Here is a 17181-nt window from a genome sequence, read left to right as displayed (position 1 = left end):
GGATGGCTAGCTTGCGTAATCGTATCGGCCGCCTTTTTCGAGCGCGCGCTGATATGCCGGACGCGCGTGAATGCGTTCGAGAAAGGCGCGGATATGCGGCATCGACTTCGCGCCCGCGCGGGCGCTGCCGGCTTCGAGGGGAAAGCTCATTTGAACGTCGGCGGCGGTGAACGAATCGCCGGCGAACCACGGCGACTTTGCCAGTTCGGCATCGATATAGCCGAAATGCAGACGCAGTTGCGGATCGATGAAACTGCTCTGCATCGTCTGCGCGATGCGCCTTGCGATCGGCTTAGCGAAGAACGGCATTTTCGCGCTCTCCAGCCGCCGCGCGACGAGCTTGAGCAGGAGCGGCGGCATCGCGGAGCCTTCGGCGTAATGCATCCAGTAGTTGTAGCGCACGCGTTCGGGCGTCGTGCCGGGCGGCGGCGCGAAACGGCCTTCGCCGTACCGTTCGACGAGATATTCGATGACCGCGCCCGACTCGGCGAGCGTGAGGCCATCGACGGTCACGACGGGCGATTTGCCGAGCGGATGCACCGCGCGCAACTCGGCAGGCGCGAGCATCGTGCGCGGGTCGCGCTGATAGCGCTTCAGCTCGTATTCGACGCCGAGTTCTTCGAGCATCCACAGCACGCGCTGCGAGCGGGAATTGTTGAGATGATGAACGGTCAGCATGCCTGGACTCTTCTTCATATTCGACGATGCCGCTCGCGGTACGCCACTTGCATCCAGCGAACTGATGCGCGGCCGGGCGTCGAAAGCATACGGCCCTTCGATGAAGGCCGCGCAACGATTTCTAACACACAACGAAAAAGGAGAAGTCGATGACGCTGATCATTTATCTCGTAGGCTGGCTGATTTTCATTGGCGGCGTGTCGTGGGCGCTCGTGGCGATGCACGTCTCGCAGCACACGATCATGATCGTGGCCGTCATCATGCTGGGCATCGCCGTCATCACGGGCGCGACGCGGGCGCGCAACCGCGACCGGTCCTAGGCGTTCCGGGCCGCCGTCGATGGCGGCCCGCGCGACTCACATCACATCACCACACGGGCCCGAGCCGCGTCCTGGATCAGCGTGACGAGTTCGTCGGGATGCACCGGCTTCGTCATGAAATGCTGAAAGCCTTCGCCGATGCTGCGTAATCGGTATTCCTCGCCGCCGTGCCCCGTCAGCGCGATCGCCACGGACGGCGGCAGATTTCCGCGTATTTCGTGATCCCGCAAACGTTGGACGAGGTAGAAACCGTCCATCTCGGGAAGGTCGAGATCGCAGATCACCGCATCCGGAAGATGCTCGATCGCCGCTTGCGCGCCGTCTTCGGCGTCGGCTACGGCGATGACTTCGGCACCCTCTTCTTCCAGCAACGTCTGCAGCGACGCTCTGCTCTCGGGATCGTCTTCGATGAGGACGATCCGCATATGCCCCAGTCTTGCCACTTCGTTCATGATGTTCTTTTCTACTGCCAAAAACGGAATTCTCGCGTCGGTCTCCAGCTCTTTCCGCCGCGCGCGCGGTAGCGCGCACTGATTGACACGAGAACGCGGCGGGAATTCCGAACGCACCGTTTTTTATGCCGCGCGTACGCCGGTGCGGAACGCCTCGCGGTTTGTGACTGCGCCGACGCGAAAAATCGCCCGGTTGCAGCGTGCCTAAAAGAGCAAAAACCGGACCGGTTTGCATCTTTCGCCGCAAGCGCCGCGTCGCGCGGGCCTCCCGGCCGATCCGCCTCGCCCAAACGCTCGTCACACGCGCACGATCGTGTAATTCCGGCATCGGCCGTGCCCTGTTTTCCCATCAGACGTTTGTCTCGCGGATGGAATCGGGGCGCGAGGCGCTCGACGTGCCCGCCTGCAGCAGCGCGCGATATTCGCTCGGCGTGAGGCCGACCGTCGCCTTGAACTGGCGCGTGAAGGCGCTGTGATCGGTGTACCCGCACAGCGCGGCGACATCGGTGACTTTCTCCTGCGAGACGAGGAGCGCAGTGGCCGCGTCGAGCCGCGTTTTCAACAGCACCTGGCGCGGCGTCAGATGAAAGACCTTGTGAAAGTAGCGCTCCAGTTGCGCGATGGACATGTTCGCCATCTGCGCGAGCTGCCGCATGTTGAGCGGCTGCACGTAATTTTCCTGAATGTGCTGCACGACCGCCGCGAGCCGGCTGTACGCGGGATGCGTGCCTTCGGCCGCTTGCAGATCCCGCGAAATGCCCGCGAGCCCGACGATATGTCCCTGCGTATCGTGCAGCGGCTGCTTGCACGTCATGCACCAGCCGGGCTCGCGCCCCGGATACAGATGCAGTTCGAGCTGATCGATCAGCTGATGTCCCTGCGCGATGATCGCCTGATCCTGCGCCGTGTAGATGCGCCCGAAGCGACGCGGGAATACGTCCTCGGCGGTCTTGCCGAGCAGCGCGGATTTGTCGTCCTTGTGACCGCAGCGGCGCGCGAGCGTGCGATTGACCATCGCATAGCGCGCCTCGCGATCCTTCACGAAGAACACGATGTCGGGCATCGCGTCGAAGACCGGCGCGAGCAGCGCGAAATGCGCGAGCATGTCGGCGAGCGTCGATGCCGGAGGTGGTGCGATCGTCATGCGTGCGGGTGTCGGTTGCGCTCGGTGGATTCTGGCGACCGATTATAGGAGCGCCAATACGCGGACAAAATTGGCGCTGGCCCCACTAGAAATGACGCGTTTCGGTCAGTTCGCCCGCAGCGATCAGCGTGTCGATGCAAACCGGCGCGAACGGCGGACGCGCCACCGCACGCGGCCATCCGAACAGGACCGACGCCGCCTCGCCGCAGATGCGCCCCTGACACGGCCCCATGCCGCAACGCGTCTGCAATTTGGCATCGCGCCAGCTCGCGTGCGCGGCGACTTCGCCGATTGAAACATCCTCGCAGCGGCACAGCAACGTATCCGGCGATGGCATCGCGCGGGCGTCGGCGCCGAGTTCGAACGTACGTGCGACGCGTCGCGCGAAGGCACGCCAGCGATCGCGTTCGCGCACCAAACGCGCATCGATGGCGACGCCGAGCGCCGCCTGCGCCGCGATCGCGCCTTCGACGCGCGCGAGTTCCATCCCGCCGATGCCCGCGCATTCGCCCGCCGCGAATACGTCTCGCTGAGAGGTTCGCTGGGCGCCGTCGACGTGGATCGCGCCGTCGCGTTCATCCGTCAAGCAGCCGAGTGCGAGCGCGAGCGTCGTGTTCGGCACGAGTCCGAAACCGCACGCGATGCGATCCGCTTCGAGCGTTTCATCGCGCCCGCGCGTGCGGATCGTGACCGCCTCCACGCGCGCGCTTCCATGCGCCTTCACGACGACGCTGCCCGTCCGGTAACACGCGACGCCGAGCGCGACGGCCTGCGCCAGCTTTCCCGGCGTCAGCGCCAGCGACGCGACGAATCGTGCGACCCGCGCGAACGGCGCCTGTTCGACGACCGCGACGACGCGCGCACCGTGACGACGCGCGGTATCGGCGGCGGCGAGCAACAGCGGCCCGCTGCCCGCCACGACGATGCGCTCGCCAGGCACCGGCATGCCGCCTTTGACGAGCGCCTGCAAGCCGCCTGCACCGGTCACGCCGGGCAAGGTCCAGCCGTCGAAAGGAAGCAGCCGCTCGCGCGCGCCGGTCGCGAGGATGAGCTTCGAATACGCGAGCACGAGCGGCGCGCCGTCGCGTTCGAGCAGCAGCCGTTTGTCGCCGGGCGCTGCCGCGACCTTCGTCGAGTTCATCACGATCAGCTTCGCGTGCGAGCGCGTTTCGTCGAGCCATTGGCGCAATGGCGCGGCGGGCGCTTGCGTCGGACCTTGCCGCCAGATCTGGCCGCCAGCGCGCGGATTGTCGTCGATGAGCGCGACGCGCCCGCCCGCTCGCGCCGCCATTCGCGCCGCGCTCAAGCCCGCCGGTCCCGCGCCGACGATCGCGATGTCCACTCGTTCGATGTTCATCGCGTCGTCTCGATCGACAGGCCGTCGCGGCAAAGCGTCTGACAGCCGAGCACATGCGCGCGGCCATCGACCGTCACGCGGCATTCGTGACACACGCCCATGCCGCACAGCGCGGCGCGCGGCTCGCCGGTGACAGAGCGCCGCGTGCCACGAATGCCCCGCATCGCGATCGCGGCCGCGACGGTCGCGAACGCGGGCACGTCGAGCGATTCGCCGTCGATGATGACGCGCACGCGCTCAGCCATCGGCGTGCTCCGGCGCGAATCGTTGCGGGCAGAAAGCGTTCATGTCGGGCATATCGAATGCAAGCGGCTCGCCGAGCATCTGCGCGACGAGGAGTTTCGCGGTGCCGAGCGACGTCGTCACGCCGAGCCCTTCGTGACCCGCCGCGAGCCACAGCCGGTCGCCGGGGAAACGCGCCGGTCCGATCAGCGGCAAGCCGTCGGGCGTGGCGGCGCGAAAACCGGTCCACGCCCGAATCGCATCGAGCCCGCCGATTCCCGGCAGATAGCGCGTCGCGCGCGCGAGCATCATCGTGAGCACGTTCATTTCGACGGCGGGATCGAGCGTGCCGAATTGACGCGACGACCCGATCAGCACTTGCCCGGTCGGACGCGGCTGCGCATTGAACGCGACCGACGTGCCGCGCGCGTGATGCGCGCTCTTGATATAGCCGAGCTCCAGCACCTGATGACGAACCGTGCCCGGATAACGATCGGTGATGAGCAGATGCCCCTTCTTCGCTTCGAGCGGCAGGCCCGCGATCAGATCCGGCGCGGCGAGCCCGTTGGCGATGACCACGTGCGCAGCCGTTCGTCGTTCACCATTCGCGAGCGTGACGCGCGCGTGCGCGCCGGCGGCATCGACGGAATGCACCGCGCAGCCGGTCGATACGCGAATGCGCGTCGAGCTCGCCAGCAGCCATTGCGCGGCGGCGGGCGCGTAGACGATCGCGTCGTCGTCGATGAGCAGGCCGCCTTGCATCGCGTGGCTCACCGACGGCTCGGATTCGCGCAGCGCGGCGCGGTCGACCATATGCGCGCGCACGCCCGCCGCGGCGAATGCGTCGCGCATCGCGCGCGCGGCGTCGAGTTCCTCGTCGTCTTCGGCGATCCAGAGCGTGCCGCAGCGCGAGAACGCATCGCGCTCGCGCAGTTGCGGGCCGAGCGCGAGCCACAGTTCGCGCGAAGCCCGCGCCAGCGCGAATTCGGCGGGCGAATCGTTCATCACGACGATATGGCCCATGCCCGCCGCCGTCGCGCCGCCGCCGATGCCGCCCGCGTCGAGCACATCGACCGTCATGCCGCGCGCGGCAAGCTCGGCTGCGCACGCCGCCCCGACAATCCCGCCGCCGACGACGATCACGTCCGCCGTCATATGCCTTTGATGAACGGATCGCGCGCGTCGAACACGAGCCGTCCTTCGCACATGACGTGCGCGTAACCGGTGATCGTCGGGATCAGCGCGTCGCCGTCGAGCGCGTAACTGCCCTCGAACACGCTGCCGATGATGCTCTCCTGGCGCCAGATGTCGCCCGGCGCGAGCGCGTCGTCCGCCGCGAGGCACGCGAGCTTGGCGCTCGTTCCGGTGCCGCACGGCGAACGGTCGTAGGCGCTGCCCGGACACAGCACGAAATTGCGGCTGTCGACGCCGGCGACGGGCGAATTCGCGAACAGTTCGATATGGTCGATGAACGCGCCGTCCGCGCCGGTGATGCCCTGCGCATGCAAGGCATCGCGGATCGCCTCGGTGAACGCGGTCAGCTCGGCGATGCGCGCGGGCACCAGTTCGCGACCGTGATCCGCGACGAGAAAGAACCAGTTGCCGCCCCACGCGACGTCGCCGGTGAGCGTGCCGTGGCCGGGCACATCGACCGATACCGCCCGCCGATGCCGATACGCCGGCACGTTGCGCACGCTGACGCTGCCGTTCTCGTGCAGCGTCGCATCGACGGGCCCGACGGGCGTATCGATCCGATGCCGCCCCGGCGCGATCCTGCCCGCATGGGCGAGCGACGCGACGAGCCCGATCGTGCCGTGCCCGCACATGCCGAGATAGCCGACGTTGTTGAAGAAGATGACGCCCGCCGCGGCAGCGGGATCGTCCGGTTCGCAGAGCAACGCGCCGACCATCACGTCCGAGCCGCGTGGCTCCGTGACGATGGCGCGGCGCCAGTCATCGAAGCGCGTGCGAAACGCGTCGAGCCGTTCCACGAGTGTGCCGTTGCCCAGATCGGGGCCGCCCGCGATCACGAGGCGCGTCGGTTCGCCGCCCGTATGCGAGTCGATGATGTCGATGGTTTTCATGCCGCTATCGTAGAAACGCGTACGCCGGGCGTCTTGACGCGGCTGGACGGTTTGGATGACGAAATCGGCATAATCGAAGATCGTCCGGTGGGGCTTTTCGCGGTGCGAAACGGCTATGCCGAAATCGGCACGCGGCGCGCGCGAATCACGCAAGACGCCTGATTTTTCGGTGCTTACACTGCGTACCGTCCAATCAATTTCGGAGAGCCGCCGTGACGCATATCTGGGAAGGCGTGATGCCCGCCGTGACCACCAAGTTCAACGCCGATTTCAGCATAGACCGTGCGTGGACCGCGAAGAACATCGACGCGCAGATCGAAGCGGGCGTGGACGGCATCATCGTGTGCGGCTCGCTCGGCGAAGCATCGACGTTATCGCTGGACGAAAAGCTCGACGTGCTCGACATCGCCGTGGACGCCGCACGCGGCCGCGTGCCGGTGCTCCTGACGATCGCCGAGAACAGCACGTTCGACGGCTGCCGCCAGGCCGAGCGCGCCGCGCGCCACGGTGCGGCGGGCTATATGGTGCTGCCGGGTTTGCGTTATCTGTCGGACCGGCGCGAGACGCTCAATCATTTCCGCACGGTCGCCGATGCCAGTCCGCTGCCGCTGATGGTCTACAACAATCCGCTCGCTTATGGCGTCGATGTCACGCCGAAGATGTTCGCCGAACTTGCCGAAGACAAGAAGTTCGCGGCGATCAAGGAATCGAGCGGCGACGTGCGCCGCATCACCGATCTCATCAACGAAACAGGCGACCGCTATGCGATTTTTTGCGGCGTCGACAATCTCGCGATGGAAGCGATGCTGATGGGCGCGCACGGCTGGGTCGCGGGTCTCGTGTGCGCGTTCCCGCGCGAAACGGTCGCGATCAGCAAGCTGATTCGCGCGGGGCGTGTCGAGGAAGCGCGCGCGATCTATCGCTGGTTCGCGCCGCTGCTCGCGCTCGACGTGTCGCACAAGCTCGTGCAGAACATCAAGCTCGCCGAGGCGATCGTCGGTCTGGGCACGGAGCCGGTGCGTCCGCCGCGCCTGCCGCTCGCCGGCGATGAGCGCAAGGAAGTCGAAACGCTGATTCGCCGGAGCATCGAGACGCGCCCCGCATTGCCGGCGCTTTAAGACGCGCGCGAAATGAAAAATGCCGCCGGTTTGTCAACCGGCGGCATTTGCTTTTTGATGGGCTTCAGGCCGCGATCTGCGCAGGCGCGGGATCGGTGAGACCGCCATCCGAATCCGCGCCTTCATCGTAGAGATGTAGCAGACGGTAACCGCTCTTGTACACCGGCTGCAGGCGGAAGTTGTTGACCGGCTCGATTTCCAGCGCGAGACGCAGGCGCGAAACGTGGCTGTCGATCGTGCGGGTCGTTTCGCGGAACTCGCGTCCCCAGACCATCGCGAAAATATGATCGCGCGACAGCACGCGGCCGATGTTCGAGAAGAAAAGCTGCGCGAGACGGAATTGCGTGCCGCTCAACTGCACCGGCTTGCCGCGCACGGTGACGGTTTGCTGGCGTGCGTCGAAACGATACGGCCCGACTTCGAGGCATGCGCTCGACGTCGCGGGATACGCGCGGCGCAAGAGCGCTTCGACGCGCGCGCCGAACTCGCCCGGGCGGATCGGATACACGACGAAATCGTCCGCGCCGGCGGTGAGCGCGCAGACAACGTTGTGTTCGGCGCCGTCCGGCGTCGCGAACATGACCGGCACGCGTTCGCCGAAGCTCGAGCGCACGGATTTCAGCAGATCGAGGCCGCAGAGGCCCGTGGAATTCCAGTCGAGAATCAGCAGATCGACCGTGGAGCGGGACAGCGCCTTCGACAGCACGAGGCCATCGCCGAAAGTCACGCAAGTGTGGCCGAGTCGTTTGACGACATCGCTGATGAGATTTCGATAACTGGGGTCGGTTTGCAAAACGGCGACGCGCATAGTGTCTTACCTGATGAGTCCAAGGGACATGAAGCGGAGGCCGTTTTGCGGCGCCCGCCGGGCGTCTCGTCGCGGGATGAGACGGGGATTTACAAGCTGCGAATTCTGGGCAGCGATGCGACCCTTTCCCATCGGACTCATCCGAATTGTCAACGCATGTGACTGCCTAGCGCCCGGAACGGGCGGCGTCTGATGCGCGCAACCATCTCGAAATTAGAACGGGTTTTCGCTTTTGCGAGCGCTTTCATCCTGTAACATGCCGTGTTTGGCTCAAAAGTTCCCGCTTCCGCCGTTTTACCGAGACGTCGCGTAGCAAGCTGCGCCGCGACTGTCCGTCGCATCGCGCAGCGCGGATGACGGGCAGCGGCTTTCGAATCCGCGCCCGCTGGCTTCCGGCCCGGATCGTTCGCGTTCCGCGCCCGGGCCTTCGCTTCGCGTCCACCCGGCGCGTTTAGTCACTCCCGCAGGGCAAAGCCTCGTTCTACCGCGCGTCATGCGTGGCTTTTCCACTTACGGGTTCTTTTCCGATGCAGGCAACACCTCTGTCCGACGCCCCGCGCGCGGCCGGCCGTGCGCTCACGCGCGGCGATTACAAGACGCTCACGCTCGCCGCGCTCGGCGGCGCGCTCGAGTTCTACGACTTCATCATCTTCGTGTTCTTCGCGCCGGTCATCGGCCAATTGTTCTTTCCGCCGTCGATTCCTGACTGGCTGCGTCAATTGCAGACTTTCGGCATCTTCGCGGCGGGTTATCTCGCGCGCCCGCTCGGCGGGATCATCATGGCGCACTTCGGCGATCTGCTCGGACGCAAGCGCATGTTCACGCTTTCCGTGCTGCTGATGTCCGTGCCGACGCTCCTGATGGGCCTCCTGCCCACGTACGCGTCGATCGGCCTGATGGCGCCCGTCCTGCTGCTCGTGTTCCGCGTGATGCAGGGCGCGGCGGTCGGCGGCGAAGTGCCGGGCGCGTGGGTGTTCGTGTCGGAGCATGTGCCGGGGCGTCATATCGGCTATGCGTGCGGCACGCTCACGGCCGGCCTGACGGCGGGCATTCTGCTCGGCTCGCTGATCGCCACGGGCATCAACAAGGCGTTCGCGCCGGCCGAAGTCGCCGATTTCGCGTGGCGCCTGCCGTTCCTGCTCGGCGGCATCTTCGGTCTGTGCTCGGTGTATCTGCGTCGCTGGCTGCATGAAACGCCGGTGTTCGCCGAGTTGCAGAAGCGCAAGTCGCTCGCCGCGGAACTTCCGCTCAAGGCCGTGCTGCGCGATCACGGCCGCGCCGTCATCGTGTCGATGCTGCTGACGTGGATGCTTTCCGCCGCGATCGTCGTCGTGATCCTGATGACGCCGACGCTGCTGCAGAAGCAGTTCCACATCGCGCCGGCGACGGTGCTCGTCGCGAACTGCGCGGCGACGCTGTGTCTCACGATCGGCTGCGTGCTGGCGGGCGCGATCGCGGGCCGCATCGGCGCGGGCAAGACGATCTTCGTCGGCGGCGTGGCGCTCGCCGTCACGTACTGGATGATGTTCCAGCAGGTCGCGGCCGATGCCTCCGCGCTTTTGCCGTGGTACGCGCTCGCGGGCTTTTTCGTCGGCGTGATCGGCGCGATTCCGTTCGTGATGGTCAAGTCGTTCCCCGCGGCCGTGCGTTTCTCCGGCATCTCGTTTTCGTACAACGTCGCGTATGCGGTGTTCGGCGGACTCACGCCGATCGTCGTCTCGCTGATGATGAAATCGAGCCCGATGGCGCCCGCGATCTACGTCGGCGCACTGTGCGCGGTCGGCGCGCTGACGACGTTGTTCATCAAGCAGGCGCGCTGATCCGGCGTTAGCGTTCCACACGCGAAGTGGCGCACCGTTCACGCGGTGCGCCATTTTTCATTGCGCTTTCACGTTTCGGCCCACGCCGAAACATCGGCCGCGCCGCGCGCCTACGATGGCCGGCATGAACTCGAATCTTTCTTCATCCGAAACGCGTCTGTCCGCACGGCAGACGCTCACCGTGACCGCGACCAGCGTCGGCTTCGTCGTCTCGCAACTCGATGTCTCGATCGTGAATGTCGCGCTCGCGCGCATCGGCCACGATCTGGGTGCGAGCGTCGCGAGCCTGCAATGGACCATCGACAGCTACGCGCTCGCCTTCGCCGCGCTCATGCTCTCGGCCGGTTCGCTCGGCGACCGCTTCGGCGCGCGGCGCATGTTCGTCGGCGGACTTGCGCTTTTCGCGCTGGCGTCGCTCGCGTGCGCCTTTTCCGGCGACGCGACGCAACTCATCGCCGCGCGCGCCTTGCAGGGCGTCGGCGCGGCGGCGATGCTGCCGAACTCGCTCGCGCTGCTGAACGCGGCGTGCGGCCACGACCGGCGTCTGCGCGCGCGAGCCGTCGGCTTGTGGACGGCGGCGGGCGCGGTGTCGATCGCGGCGGGGCCGATCGTCGGCGGCGTGCTGATCGCGGCGTTCGGCTGGCGCAGCATTTTCTGGGTCAATCTGCCGATCTGCGCGGCGGGCATCGTCGCGACGCTCGCGTGGATAGAAAACGCGCGACCCAAAGATGCCGGTCATGCGCGCGGCATCGACCTGCCCGGCCAGGCGCTGGCGATCGTCGCGCTCGCCTCGTTCGTCGGCGCGGTGATCGAACTGCGCCCGCTCGGACCGATGCATCCGCTCGTCATCGGCGCTTTGCTGCTCGCGCTGGCGGCGGGCGGCGCGTTCATCGCGATCGAGCGCGAAAGCCGCACGCCGATGCTGCCGCTGTCGCTCTTCGCCGAGCGCACGTTCAGCGCGGCCGTGGCCTTCGGTATCGGCGTGAATCTCACCTACTATGGAATGGTCTTCGTGCTGAGCCTGTATTTGCAGCGCGTGCTCGGTCACACGCCCTTGCAGACCGGCCTCGCGTTCCTGCCGCTGACGGGCGGATTCCTGATCTCGAACCTGGCGAGCGGCCCTGTCGTCGCGCGCTTCGGCTCGCGCGGCCCGATGATCTTCGGCGCGCTGCTCGACGCCGCCGGTTTCGCCGCGCTCGCCTTCGTCGATGCGACGACGCCCACGGCCGCGCTGCTCGTGCCGTTCCTGCTGATTCCATCGGGGATGGGACTCGCGGTCCCGGCGATGACGACCGCGCTGCTCGGCACCGTCGGCCAGCCGCGTGCGGGCACGGCGTCGGCGGTGCTCAACACGGCGCGGCAGGCGGCGGGCGCGATCGGCGTCGCGGCGTTCGGCGCGCTCGCGGCTCATGGCGACGGCGCGGCGAGCGCGCACCAGATCGTCGATGCGGTGCGCTGGTCGGCGGCGATCTCCGTCGCGCTTCTGTTGTGCGCCGCGTTGATCGCGCGTCATGTGAACAATCCGGCGAGCGCGAACGCCGAAGAACGTGTTACTTAGAGACGGACGTCGGGAACGGCCGTTGCAACGCCCAGGTAAAGCCGCGAATCTTTTGAGGACAACACCATGTCGACAATGCCCCGCTCCCCCGAGGAGCCGCTCGAACCGGACCCGGACAAGCTGCTCGATCCCGACGCCGCGCCGAACCCCGAAGATCCGGACATGCCTGACGGCCCGGATTCCGCGACGCCGATGGTGCCCGCCGATCCGAAAAACGGCGAACCGCGCATGTAGAACGCCGGGCGGCCATCGCGCGCATAAAGCAATGCCCGCGCGGCCTTGAAAGCGGCGCGGGCATTCTTACTGATGCTCGTGGACGAAGAGCGTTACAGGCTAGTGGTCTGCACCGCGCCGGTTTCCAGCGCACGCTCGATGAGCGCTTCCTGCTGCGCCTTGCGAACGGCATCGGCGACGAGCGTATCGGGCGCTTCCACTTCGGCCTTGATCGCGCCGATGATGCCGTCCGCTTCGACGATCACGAGCGATTCCGCCGAATCCGCACGGCTGATGATGACGCGCAGCGGCCCGCCGCCCTCCGCGATGCTGGCGCAAAACTGCATCGTTTGCCCGCCGATCACTTGTTCGAATGTTTGAATCATCGCTGCCTTCCGCGTTGGTTGGACAAAAGCTGACACAGGCTGCGCGCCAAGCGGCGCGCAGCCTGCTTTCTCATTGATCCGCGCATGTCGACTAGGTTCAATTCTGTAAGCATGCGCGGCGCGACGCAAGCTCAACGTCTTGCGTCGGCGAGTTCGCGAAGGATGGCGGCGGTCGAATCGTCGGCGGGAAAGAAGGCTTCGATCGCAAGCTCCGACAACGTGATGTCGACGGGCGTGCCGAAAACCGTCGTCGTGCTCAAGAACGACAGCACGCCGTGCTGCGTGCGCAAACGCAAGGGCACGACGACGGGATCGGTCTCGCCGCGCGGCTCGTGGGTCGCGTGACGCGGCGCGGGATACGCCTCCAGTTCGGCCAAGAGCGCGACGAGCGTCGCATCGCCGGACACGTCGATTTGCCGGCGCAGGCGCGCGAGCAGATGCGCGCGCCACTCGTGCCAGTTGTCGATGGCATCGGCGAGACCTTGCGGATGCATCGACAGCCGCAGCACGTTGACGGGCGGCACGAGCAATTGCGCATCCGCCGATGCGACGAGCGGCGCGAAAGCCGCGTTGGCCGCGATCATCGTCCAGTGACGATCGACCGCGAGCGCGGGATACGGCTCATGCCCTTTGAGCACGAGATCGACAGCACGCCTGGCAGCGGAAAGTTGCGGATCGGCCAGCGCGCGCTCGCGATAAAGCGGCGCATAACCGGCCGCGACGAGCAGCGTGTTGCGCTCGCGCAGCGGCACGTCCAGTTGCTCGGCGAGGCGCATCAGCATGTCCCGGCTCGGCAGCGAGCGGCCCGATTCGACGAAGCTCAGGTGACGCGTGGACACGTCCGCAACGCCTGCGAGATCGAGCTGGCTCATGCGCCTGCGCTGACGCCATTCGCGCAATAGCGCGCCGACGTCCGATCGAACGGCTGGATGTACGAGGGTCGAGTTCATGCAACCGATGTTAGACGAAACATGATCACGCGATCCATTACCTGCGAAGTAAGCGGCGCCACGAACGTAACATTTACGCCGCAAACATTTGCGAAGAAAAACTTGCGCGCGACACCCTAAATCTCCGGCACTTTCGCGCCGATAAGTCCAACAACAAGCGAACAATGCGTCGCGAGCCGTGCGCGTCTCAATCCCGAGCACGCACGGCCCGCGGCGCCCGGACTTTTGCGGAGAAATCATGTTTGTCATCATCGGATGGTTGTTGGTCATCGGCTCGGTGATCGGAAGCTTCGTCGGCGTCGGCGGCCACCTCGCGGCCCTCGTGCAACCGTTCGAGCTGCTGTGTATTTTCGGCGCGGCGATCGGCGCGTTCGTCGTGTCGAATCCGACCGCGACGCTCAAGAAAACGTTGCAATCGATTCCGAAGGCGTTCAAGGGCGGCGGCTACACGAAAGAGAAATATCTCGCGCTGATCGCATTGCTCTACGAACTGCTTCAGAAGGCGCGCAAGGAAGGCATGATGGCGCTCGAAGCCGATGTCGATGCGCCCGAGTCCAGCCCGGTCTTTCAGAAGTACGAGCACGTCATGGCCGATCATCATCTGCTCGACTTCATCGTCGACTATCTGCGCATGATGTCTGCGGGCAATGTCAACGCGCTCGAAATGCAGGATCTGATGGACGAAGAGCTCGACACGCACCACACCGAAAGCTCGATCGCCGCGAACGCCATTCAGAAAATGGCCGATGGCCTGCCTGCATTCGGTATCGTCGCCGCGGTGATGGGCGTCGTGCACACGATGGGCTCGGTCGGCGCCGCGCCCGCCGTGCTCGGCGAGATGATCGCGGGTGCGCTCGTCGGCACGTTCCTCGGCATTCTGCTGGCGTACGGCTTCATCGGCCCGCTCGCGGACCTGCTCAACGCGAAGGGCGCGGCCGAAGCGAAGCCGTTCCAGTGCGTGAAGTCCGTGCTGCTCGCATCGATGAACGGTTATGCGCCGACGATCGCGGTCGAGTTCGGCCGCAAGGTGCTCTTCACCGCCGATCGTCCGAGCTTCAAGGAACTCGACGACGCGGTTCGTGCCACCAAGATGCCGAAGGCGGCTTCGTGATGACATCGGGTACGCAAAGGACCAACGCACATGGCTGAGAAACCGTCACGCGATCCGCTGCAGTCCGTGCTTGCGCCGACTGTCGTCGTCAAGCGCAAGAAGAAGGCGCACGGACACGGCCATCATGGCGGCGCATGGAAGATCGCCTACGCCGACTTCGTCACCGCGATGATGGCGTTCTTTCTGTTGATGTGGCTGCTCGGATCGACATCGAAGTACGACAAGGAAGGCATCGAGCAATACTTCAATACGCCGCTTTCCGCATTGTTCGGCAACGATGGCGGCGCGTCGGCGCATACGAGCGTCATCGCGGGCGGCGGCAGGGATCTGTCGAGCACGCGTCCGGGTGAAGGCAACAAGACCCAGACGCAACCGGTGCCGCAATCGATCGCGCGCGCTGCCGTTGCGATGGACGACTTGCGCAAGCTGCAGCAGCTCAAGCAGAAGCTGATGGCGCTCATCGAGCAGACGCCTGCGCTGCGCGCGTATAAGGACCAGATTCGCATCGCGATCACGAGTGAAGGCTTGCGTATCGAGATCGTCGATTCGCTCAAGCGGCCGATGTTCGCATCGGGCAGTTCGAGACTCGAAAGCTATGTGACGACGATTCTGACGAACATCGGCGCATCGCTGAACGATGTCGATAACCGCGTGTCGATCGCGGGGCATACGGATGCAGTGCCCTATTCCGGCGGTCAGGCGGGCTATTCGAACTGGGAGCTTTCGAGCGAGCGGGCGAATGCCGCGCGGCGCGCGCTCGTCGCGGGCGGCATGAAGGAAAGCAAGGTGCTGCAAGTGCGCGGACTGTCCGACGTGCTGCCGCTCAACAAGGATGTCGTCGACGAGCCGACGAATCGGCGGATCAGTATTCTCGTGCTGAACAAGGCCGCGGAACAGGCGTTCTTCCGCGATGGCGGCAGAACCACGGTCGATGAAACGCGGCCTGTCGAAGCGGCGCTTCCCGCGCCGGTCTCGGTCAAGTCGGATGCGCCGGCGGCGGTAGTGAAGTAGACAACGCTCGCGGCTTGACGAAGCGCCATGCACATCGAATCGTGCATGGCGCTTTTCATTTCAGCCGAGCCACTCCGCGACCGTCTGCACCACGAGCCAGACGTTCGCCGCGCTGATGACCACGAACAGCGCCCACGCGACGAGCTTCATGAACGGTTTGTTCGAGAACGCTCCCATGAGGCCGCGATCGCTCGTCATCCGGATCAGCGGATAAAGCGCGAACGGCAGTTGCAGGCTCAGCACGACCTGACTCGCGACCAGCAGCTTGCCGACCGCGCCGTTGCCCATCACGTACACGCCGATCAACGCTGGCACGAGCGCAAGCGCCCGCGTGATGAATCGGCGCTGATAGCACGGGATTTTCAGTTGCAGGAACCCTTCCATGATGACCTGCCCTGCAATGGTCCCGGTGAACGTCGAACTCTGGCCCGATGCAAAGAGCGTCACCGCGAAGAGAATCGCCGCAAGCCCGGTTCCCACGATAGGCGCAAGCAGCTTGTACGCATCTTCGATCTCGGTCACTTGCGTGTGTCCCGTCGCGTGAAATGCCGATGCCGCGAGAATCAGGATCGCCGCATTGATCAGCAGCGCGAGAACGAGCGACACGATCGTATCGAGCCGCGAGAGATTGATCGCCGATGCAAGGCTCTTCGCATCGCGATTCACCACGCGCGTCTGCACGATCGAGGAATGCAGATACAGGTTATGCGGCATCACGGTCGCGCCGAGAATGCCTATCGCGAGATAAAGCGGCTCGCGATCGCTCAACGCGTGAATCGATGGCACGAGCCCGGCAGCAACCGAAGGCCAATGCGGTTTGACGAGCACGAGCTCGACGATATAACCGACGCCGATCGTCGCGATGAGCCCGAGCATGATGGCTTCGAGGTCGCGAAAGTTCTTGCCTTTCAGGCCCAGCACGATGAGCGTATCGAATGCGGTGAGCACCACGCCCCACATCAGCGAAACGCCGAACAGCAAATGAAACGCGAGCGCGCCGCCGAGCACTTCCGCGAGATCGCACGCGATGATCGATAACTCCGCGAGCATCCATTGCACGCTCGCGACCGGTTTCGCGTAACGCTCACGCGATAGCTGCGCGAGATCCTTTCCCGTGACGATGCCAAGGCGCATCGAAAGACATTGCAGCACCATCGCCGCAAGACTCGACAACACGACGACAAAGAGCAGGCTATAGCCGTAGCGTGAGCCGGCTTCGATATCCGTCGCCCAGTTGCCCGGGTCCATATAGCCGATGGAAATGAGCAAGCCCGGCCCCGCGAATTGCAGAAGCTTCTTCCATAGCGGCGCGCCCGGCGAAACGGCGATGGAGCCTTTGACTTCCGATGGGCAAAACGGCGCGGTGGCCGTGGTCGGCAGATTGAACGGCAATTTATCGAGTCCTGATGGGATATCGGGGACAACATCCGCGAACGATGTTGTTCAGGTAGCTTACAAGGCGCGTCTCGCGGGCGAGTCTATCACCGGCTGCGCGCATTCACAGACAGCCCCAATCTGACCAAAGCGTCATCTCATCGCCAGCATCTCGTCACGGTACGACAAATAGAATTCAGTGGTGGCTGTAGCGAGCGTGCCGACGCTGCATATCGCGCAACCGCACGTCCCGTTCATTTTTACCCGCATGAGGAGTGCGCCATGAAACTAGTCACACGCATCGCTGTAATCGCCCTTGCTGCCGCGCCGCTCGCCGCGCTCGCACAATCCGAAGGTCTCACGCGCGCGCAGGTGAAAGCGGATCTGCAACGCGTCGAACAAGCCGGCTATAACCCGTCCGAGCGCGATGCGTTCTATCCGAACGACATCCAGGCAGCCGAAGCCAAGGTCAGCGCGCAAAGCGCATATGGTTCGTCCAGCGACGGTTCGTCGTCTTCGGGACGCACGATGTCGACGACGCCGCTCGGTCAAACCCCGCAGTAACGCACGCTCAT

19 protein-coding genes are annotated in these 17181 nt (G+C 65.1%); 8 read left to right on the top strand and 11 right to left on the bottom strand.

Features of this window, described 5'->3' with window-relative positions; genetic code table 11:
- Positions 1-6: 6 nt before the first annotated feature.
- Positions 7-678: a glutathione S-transferase gene (locus tag NCS02_RS16640; RefSeq protein ID WP_250440545.1), complete on the bottom strand. Its 672-nt coding sequence runs from the start codon at positions 676-678 to the stop codon at positions 7-9.
- Between the two features lie 149 nt (positions 679-827).
- Here NCS02_RS16640 and NCS02_RS16635 point away from each other — a divergent pair, with 149 nt between their 5' ends.
- Positions 828-998, top strand: a complete 171-nt coding sequence (locus tag NCS02_RS16635; RefSeq protein WP_008353559.1) for a hypothetical protein — start codon at positions 828-830, stop codon at positions 996-998.
- Positions 999-1039: 41 nt separating this feature from the next.
- Here NCS02_RS16635 and NCS02_RS16630 read toward each other — a convergent pair whose 3' ends face one another.
- From NCS02_RS16630 to NCS02_RS16605, 6 genes are all read right to left on the bottom strand, one after another.
- The gene (locus NCS02_RS16630) at positions 1040-1450 is read right to left on the bottom strand and encodes a response regulator (RefSeq protein WP_051079069.1); all 411 of its coding nucleotides are present in this window, start codon (positions 1448-1450) and stop codon (positions 1040-1042) included.
- 349 nt (positions 1451-1799) lie between these two features.
- Positions 1800-2594: an AraC family transcriptional regulator gene (locus NCS02_RS16625; protein ID WP_008353561.1), complete on the bottom strand. Its 795-nt coding sequence runs from the start codon at positions 2592-2594 to the stop codon at positions 1800-1802.
- 85 nt (positions 2595-2679) lie between these two features.
- Positions 2680-3951, bottom strand: coding sequence for an NAD(P)/FAD-dependent oxidoreductase (locus tag NCS02_RS16620; protein ID WP_250502918.1), 1272 nt, complete (start codon positions 3949-3951; stop codon positions 2680-2682).
- Positions 3948-4196, bottom strand: coding sequence for a 2Fe-2S iron-sulfur cluster-binding protein (locus NCS02_RS16615; protein WP_008353563.1), 249 nt, complete (start codon positions 4194-4196; stop codon positions 3948-3950). The genes NCS02_RS16620 and NCS02_RS16615 overlap by 4 nt, the downstream gene beginning before the upstream one ends.
- The gene (locus tag NCS02_RS16610) at positions 4189-5328 is read right to left on the bottom strand and encodes an NAD(P)/FAD-dependent oxidoreductase (protein ID WP_250502917.1); all 1140 of its coding nucleotides are present in this window, start codon (positions 5326-5328) and stop codon (positions 4189-4191) included. Before NCS02_RS16610 ends, NCS02_RS16615 begins: the two co-directional genes overlap by 8 nt.
- Entirely contained in the window at positions 5325-6257 is a 933-nt protein-coding gene (locus tag NCS02_RS16605; protein ID WP_250519894.1) for a 4-hydroxyproline epimerase, read from the bottom strand. The genes NCS02_RS16610 and NCS02_RS16605 overlap by 4 nt, the downstream gene beginning before the upstream one ends.
- 212 nt (positions 6258-6469) lie before the next feature.
- Here NCS02_RS16605 and NCS02_RS16600 point away from each other — a divergent pair, with 212 nt between their 5' ends.
- On the top strand, positions 6470-7375 hold the full coding sequence (locus NCS02_RS16600; RefSeq protein ID WP_250519893.1) for a dihydrodipicolinate synthase family protein: 906 nt from the start codon (positions 6470-6472) through the stop codon (positions 7373-7375).
- A 64-nt stretch (positions 7376-7439) separates the two neighbouring features.
- Here NCS02_RS16600 and NCS02_RS16595 read toward each other — a convergent pair whose 3' ends face one another.
- A complete protein-coding gene (locus NCS02_RS16595) occupies positions 7440-8183 on the bottom strand; it encodes a response regulator transcription factor (protein ID WP_008353569.1) in 744 nt (247 codons plus the stop codon).
- Positions 8184-8710: 527 nt separating this feature from the next.
- Between NCS02_RS16595 and NCS02_RS16590 the strand changes: the two genes are divergently transcribed.
- The 3 genes from NCS02_RS16590 to NCS02_RS16580 all read left to right on the top strand — a co-directional run bounded on the left by NCS02_RS16590 (position 8711) and on the right by NCS02_RS16580 (position 11795).
- Entirely contained in the window at positions 8711-10003 is a 1293-nt protein-coding gene (locus NCS02_RS16590) for an MFS transporter (RefSeq protein ID WP_033536124.1), read from the top strand.
- Positions 10004-10118: 115 nt separating this feature from the next.
- Positions 10119-11561, top strand: coding sequence for an MFS transporter (locus tag NCS02_RS16585; protein ID WP_250502915.1), 1443 nt, complete (start codon positions 10119-10121; stop codon positions 11559-11561).
- A 66-nt stretch (positions 11562-11627) separates the two neighbouring features.
- On the top strand, positions 11628-11795 hold the full coding sequence (locus tag NCS02_RS16580; protein ID WP_008353574.1) for a hypothetical protein: 168 nt from the start codon (positions 11628-11630) through the stop codon (positions 11793-11795).
- A gap of 92 nt (positions 11796-11887) precedes the next feature.
- Here the strand turns inward: NCS02_RS16580 and NCS02_RS16575 are convergent, their stop codons facing one another.
- A complete protein-coding gene (locus tag NCS02_RS16575) occupies positions 11888-12160 on the bottom strand; it encodes a hypothetical protein (RefSeq protein ID WP_008353575.1) in 273 nt (90 codons plus the stop codon).
- 131 nt (positions 12161-12291) lie between these two features.
- Positions 12292-13110, bottom strand: a complete 819-nt coding sequence (locus tag NCS02_RS16570; RefSeq protein WP_175979224.1) for a helix-turn-helix domain-containing protein — start codon at positions 13108-13110, stop codon at positions 12292-12294.
- Positions 13111-13348: 238 nt separating this feature from the next.
- On the opposite strand from NCS02_RS16570, the gene motA reads away from it, so the two are divergent.
- Both motA and motB read left to right on the top strand, forming a co-directional pair.
- Positions 13349-14221, top strand: a complete 873-nt coding sequence (gene motA / locus NCS02_RS16565) for a flagellar motor stator protein MotA (protein ID WP_008353577.1) — start codon at positions 13349-13351, stop codon at positions 14219-14221.
- Positions 14222-14251: 30 nt separating this feature from the next.
- Complete coding sequence (motB, locus tag NCS02_RS16560; protein WP_008353578.1) at positions 14252-15232, top strand: flagellar motor protein MotB; 981 nt, start codon at positions 14252-14254, stop codon at positions 15230-15232.
- Between the two features lie 60 nt (positions 15233-15292).
- On the opposite strand, the gene NCS02_RS16555 is transcribed toward motB, so the two are convergent.
- Entirely contained in the window at positions 15293-16624 is a 1332-nt protein-coding gene (locus tag NCS02_RS16555) for an Nramp family divalent metal transporter (protein ID WP_250502914.1), read from the bottom strand.
- 264 nt (positions 16625-16888) lie between these two features.
- Here NCS02_RS16555 and NCS02_RS16550 point away from each other — a divergent pair, with 264 nt between their 5' ends.
- Positions 16889-17170 (top strand): DUF4148 domain-containing protein, encoded by a 282-nt coding sequence (locus NCS02_RS16550; protein ID WP_008353580.1) that lies wholly within the window; start codon positions 16889-16891, stop codon positions 17168-17170.
- Positions 17171-17181: the final 11 nt, after the last annotated feature.

Source organism: Caballeronia sp. NCF2 (assembly GCF_023631205.1).
In the GTDB taxonomy this organism is placed as follows: domain Bacteria; phylum Pseudomonadota; class Gammaproteobacteria; order Burkholderiales; family Burkholderiaceae; genus Caballeronia; species Caballeronia zhejiangensis.
The sequence above is the reverse complement of the archived record's forward strand: the minus strand, read 5'-3'. Positions and strand labels throughout refer to the sequence as shown.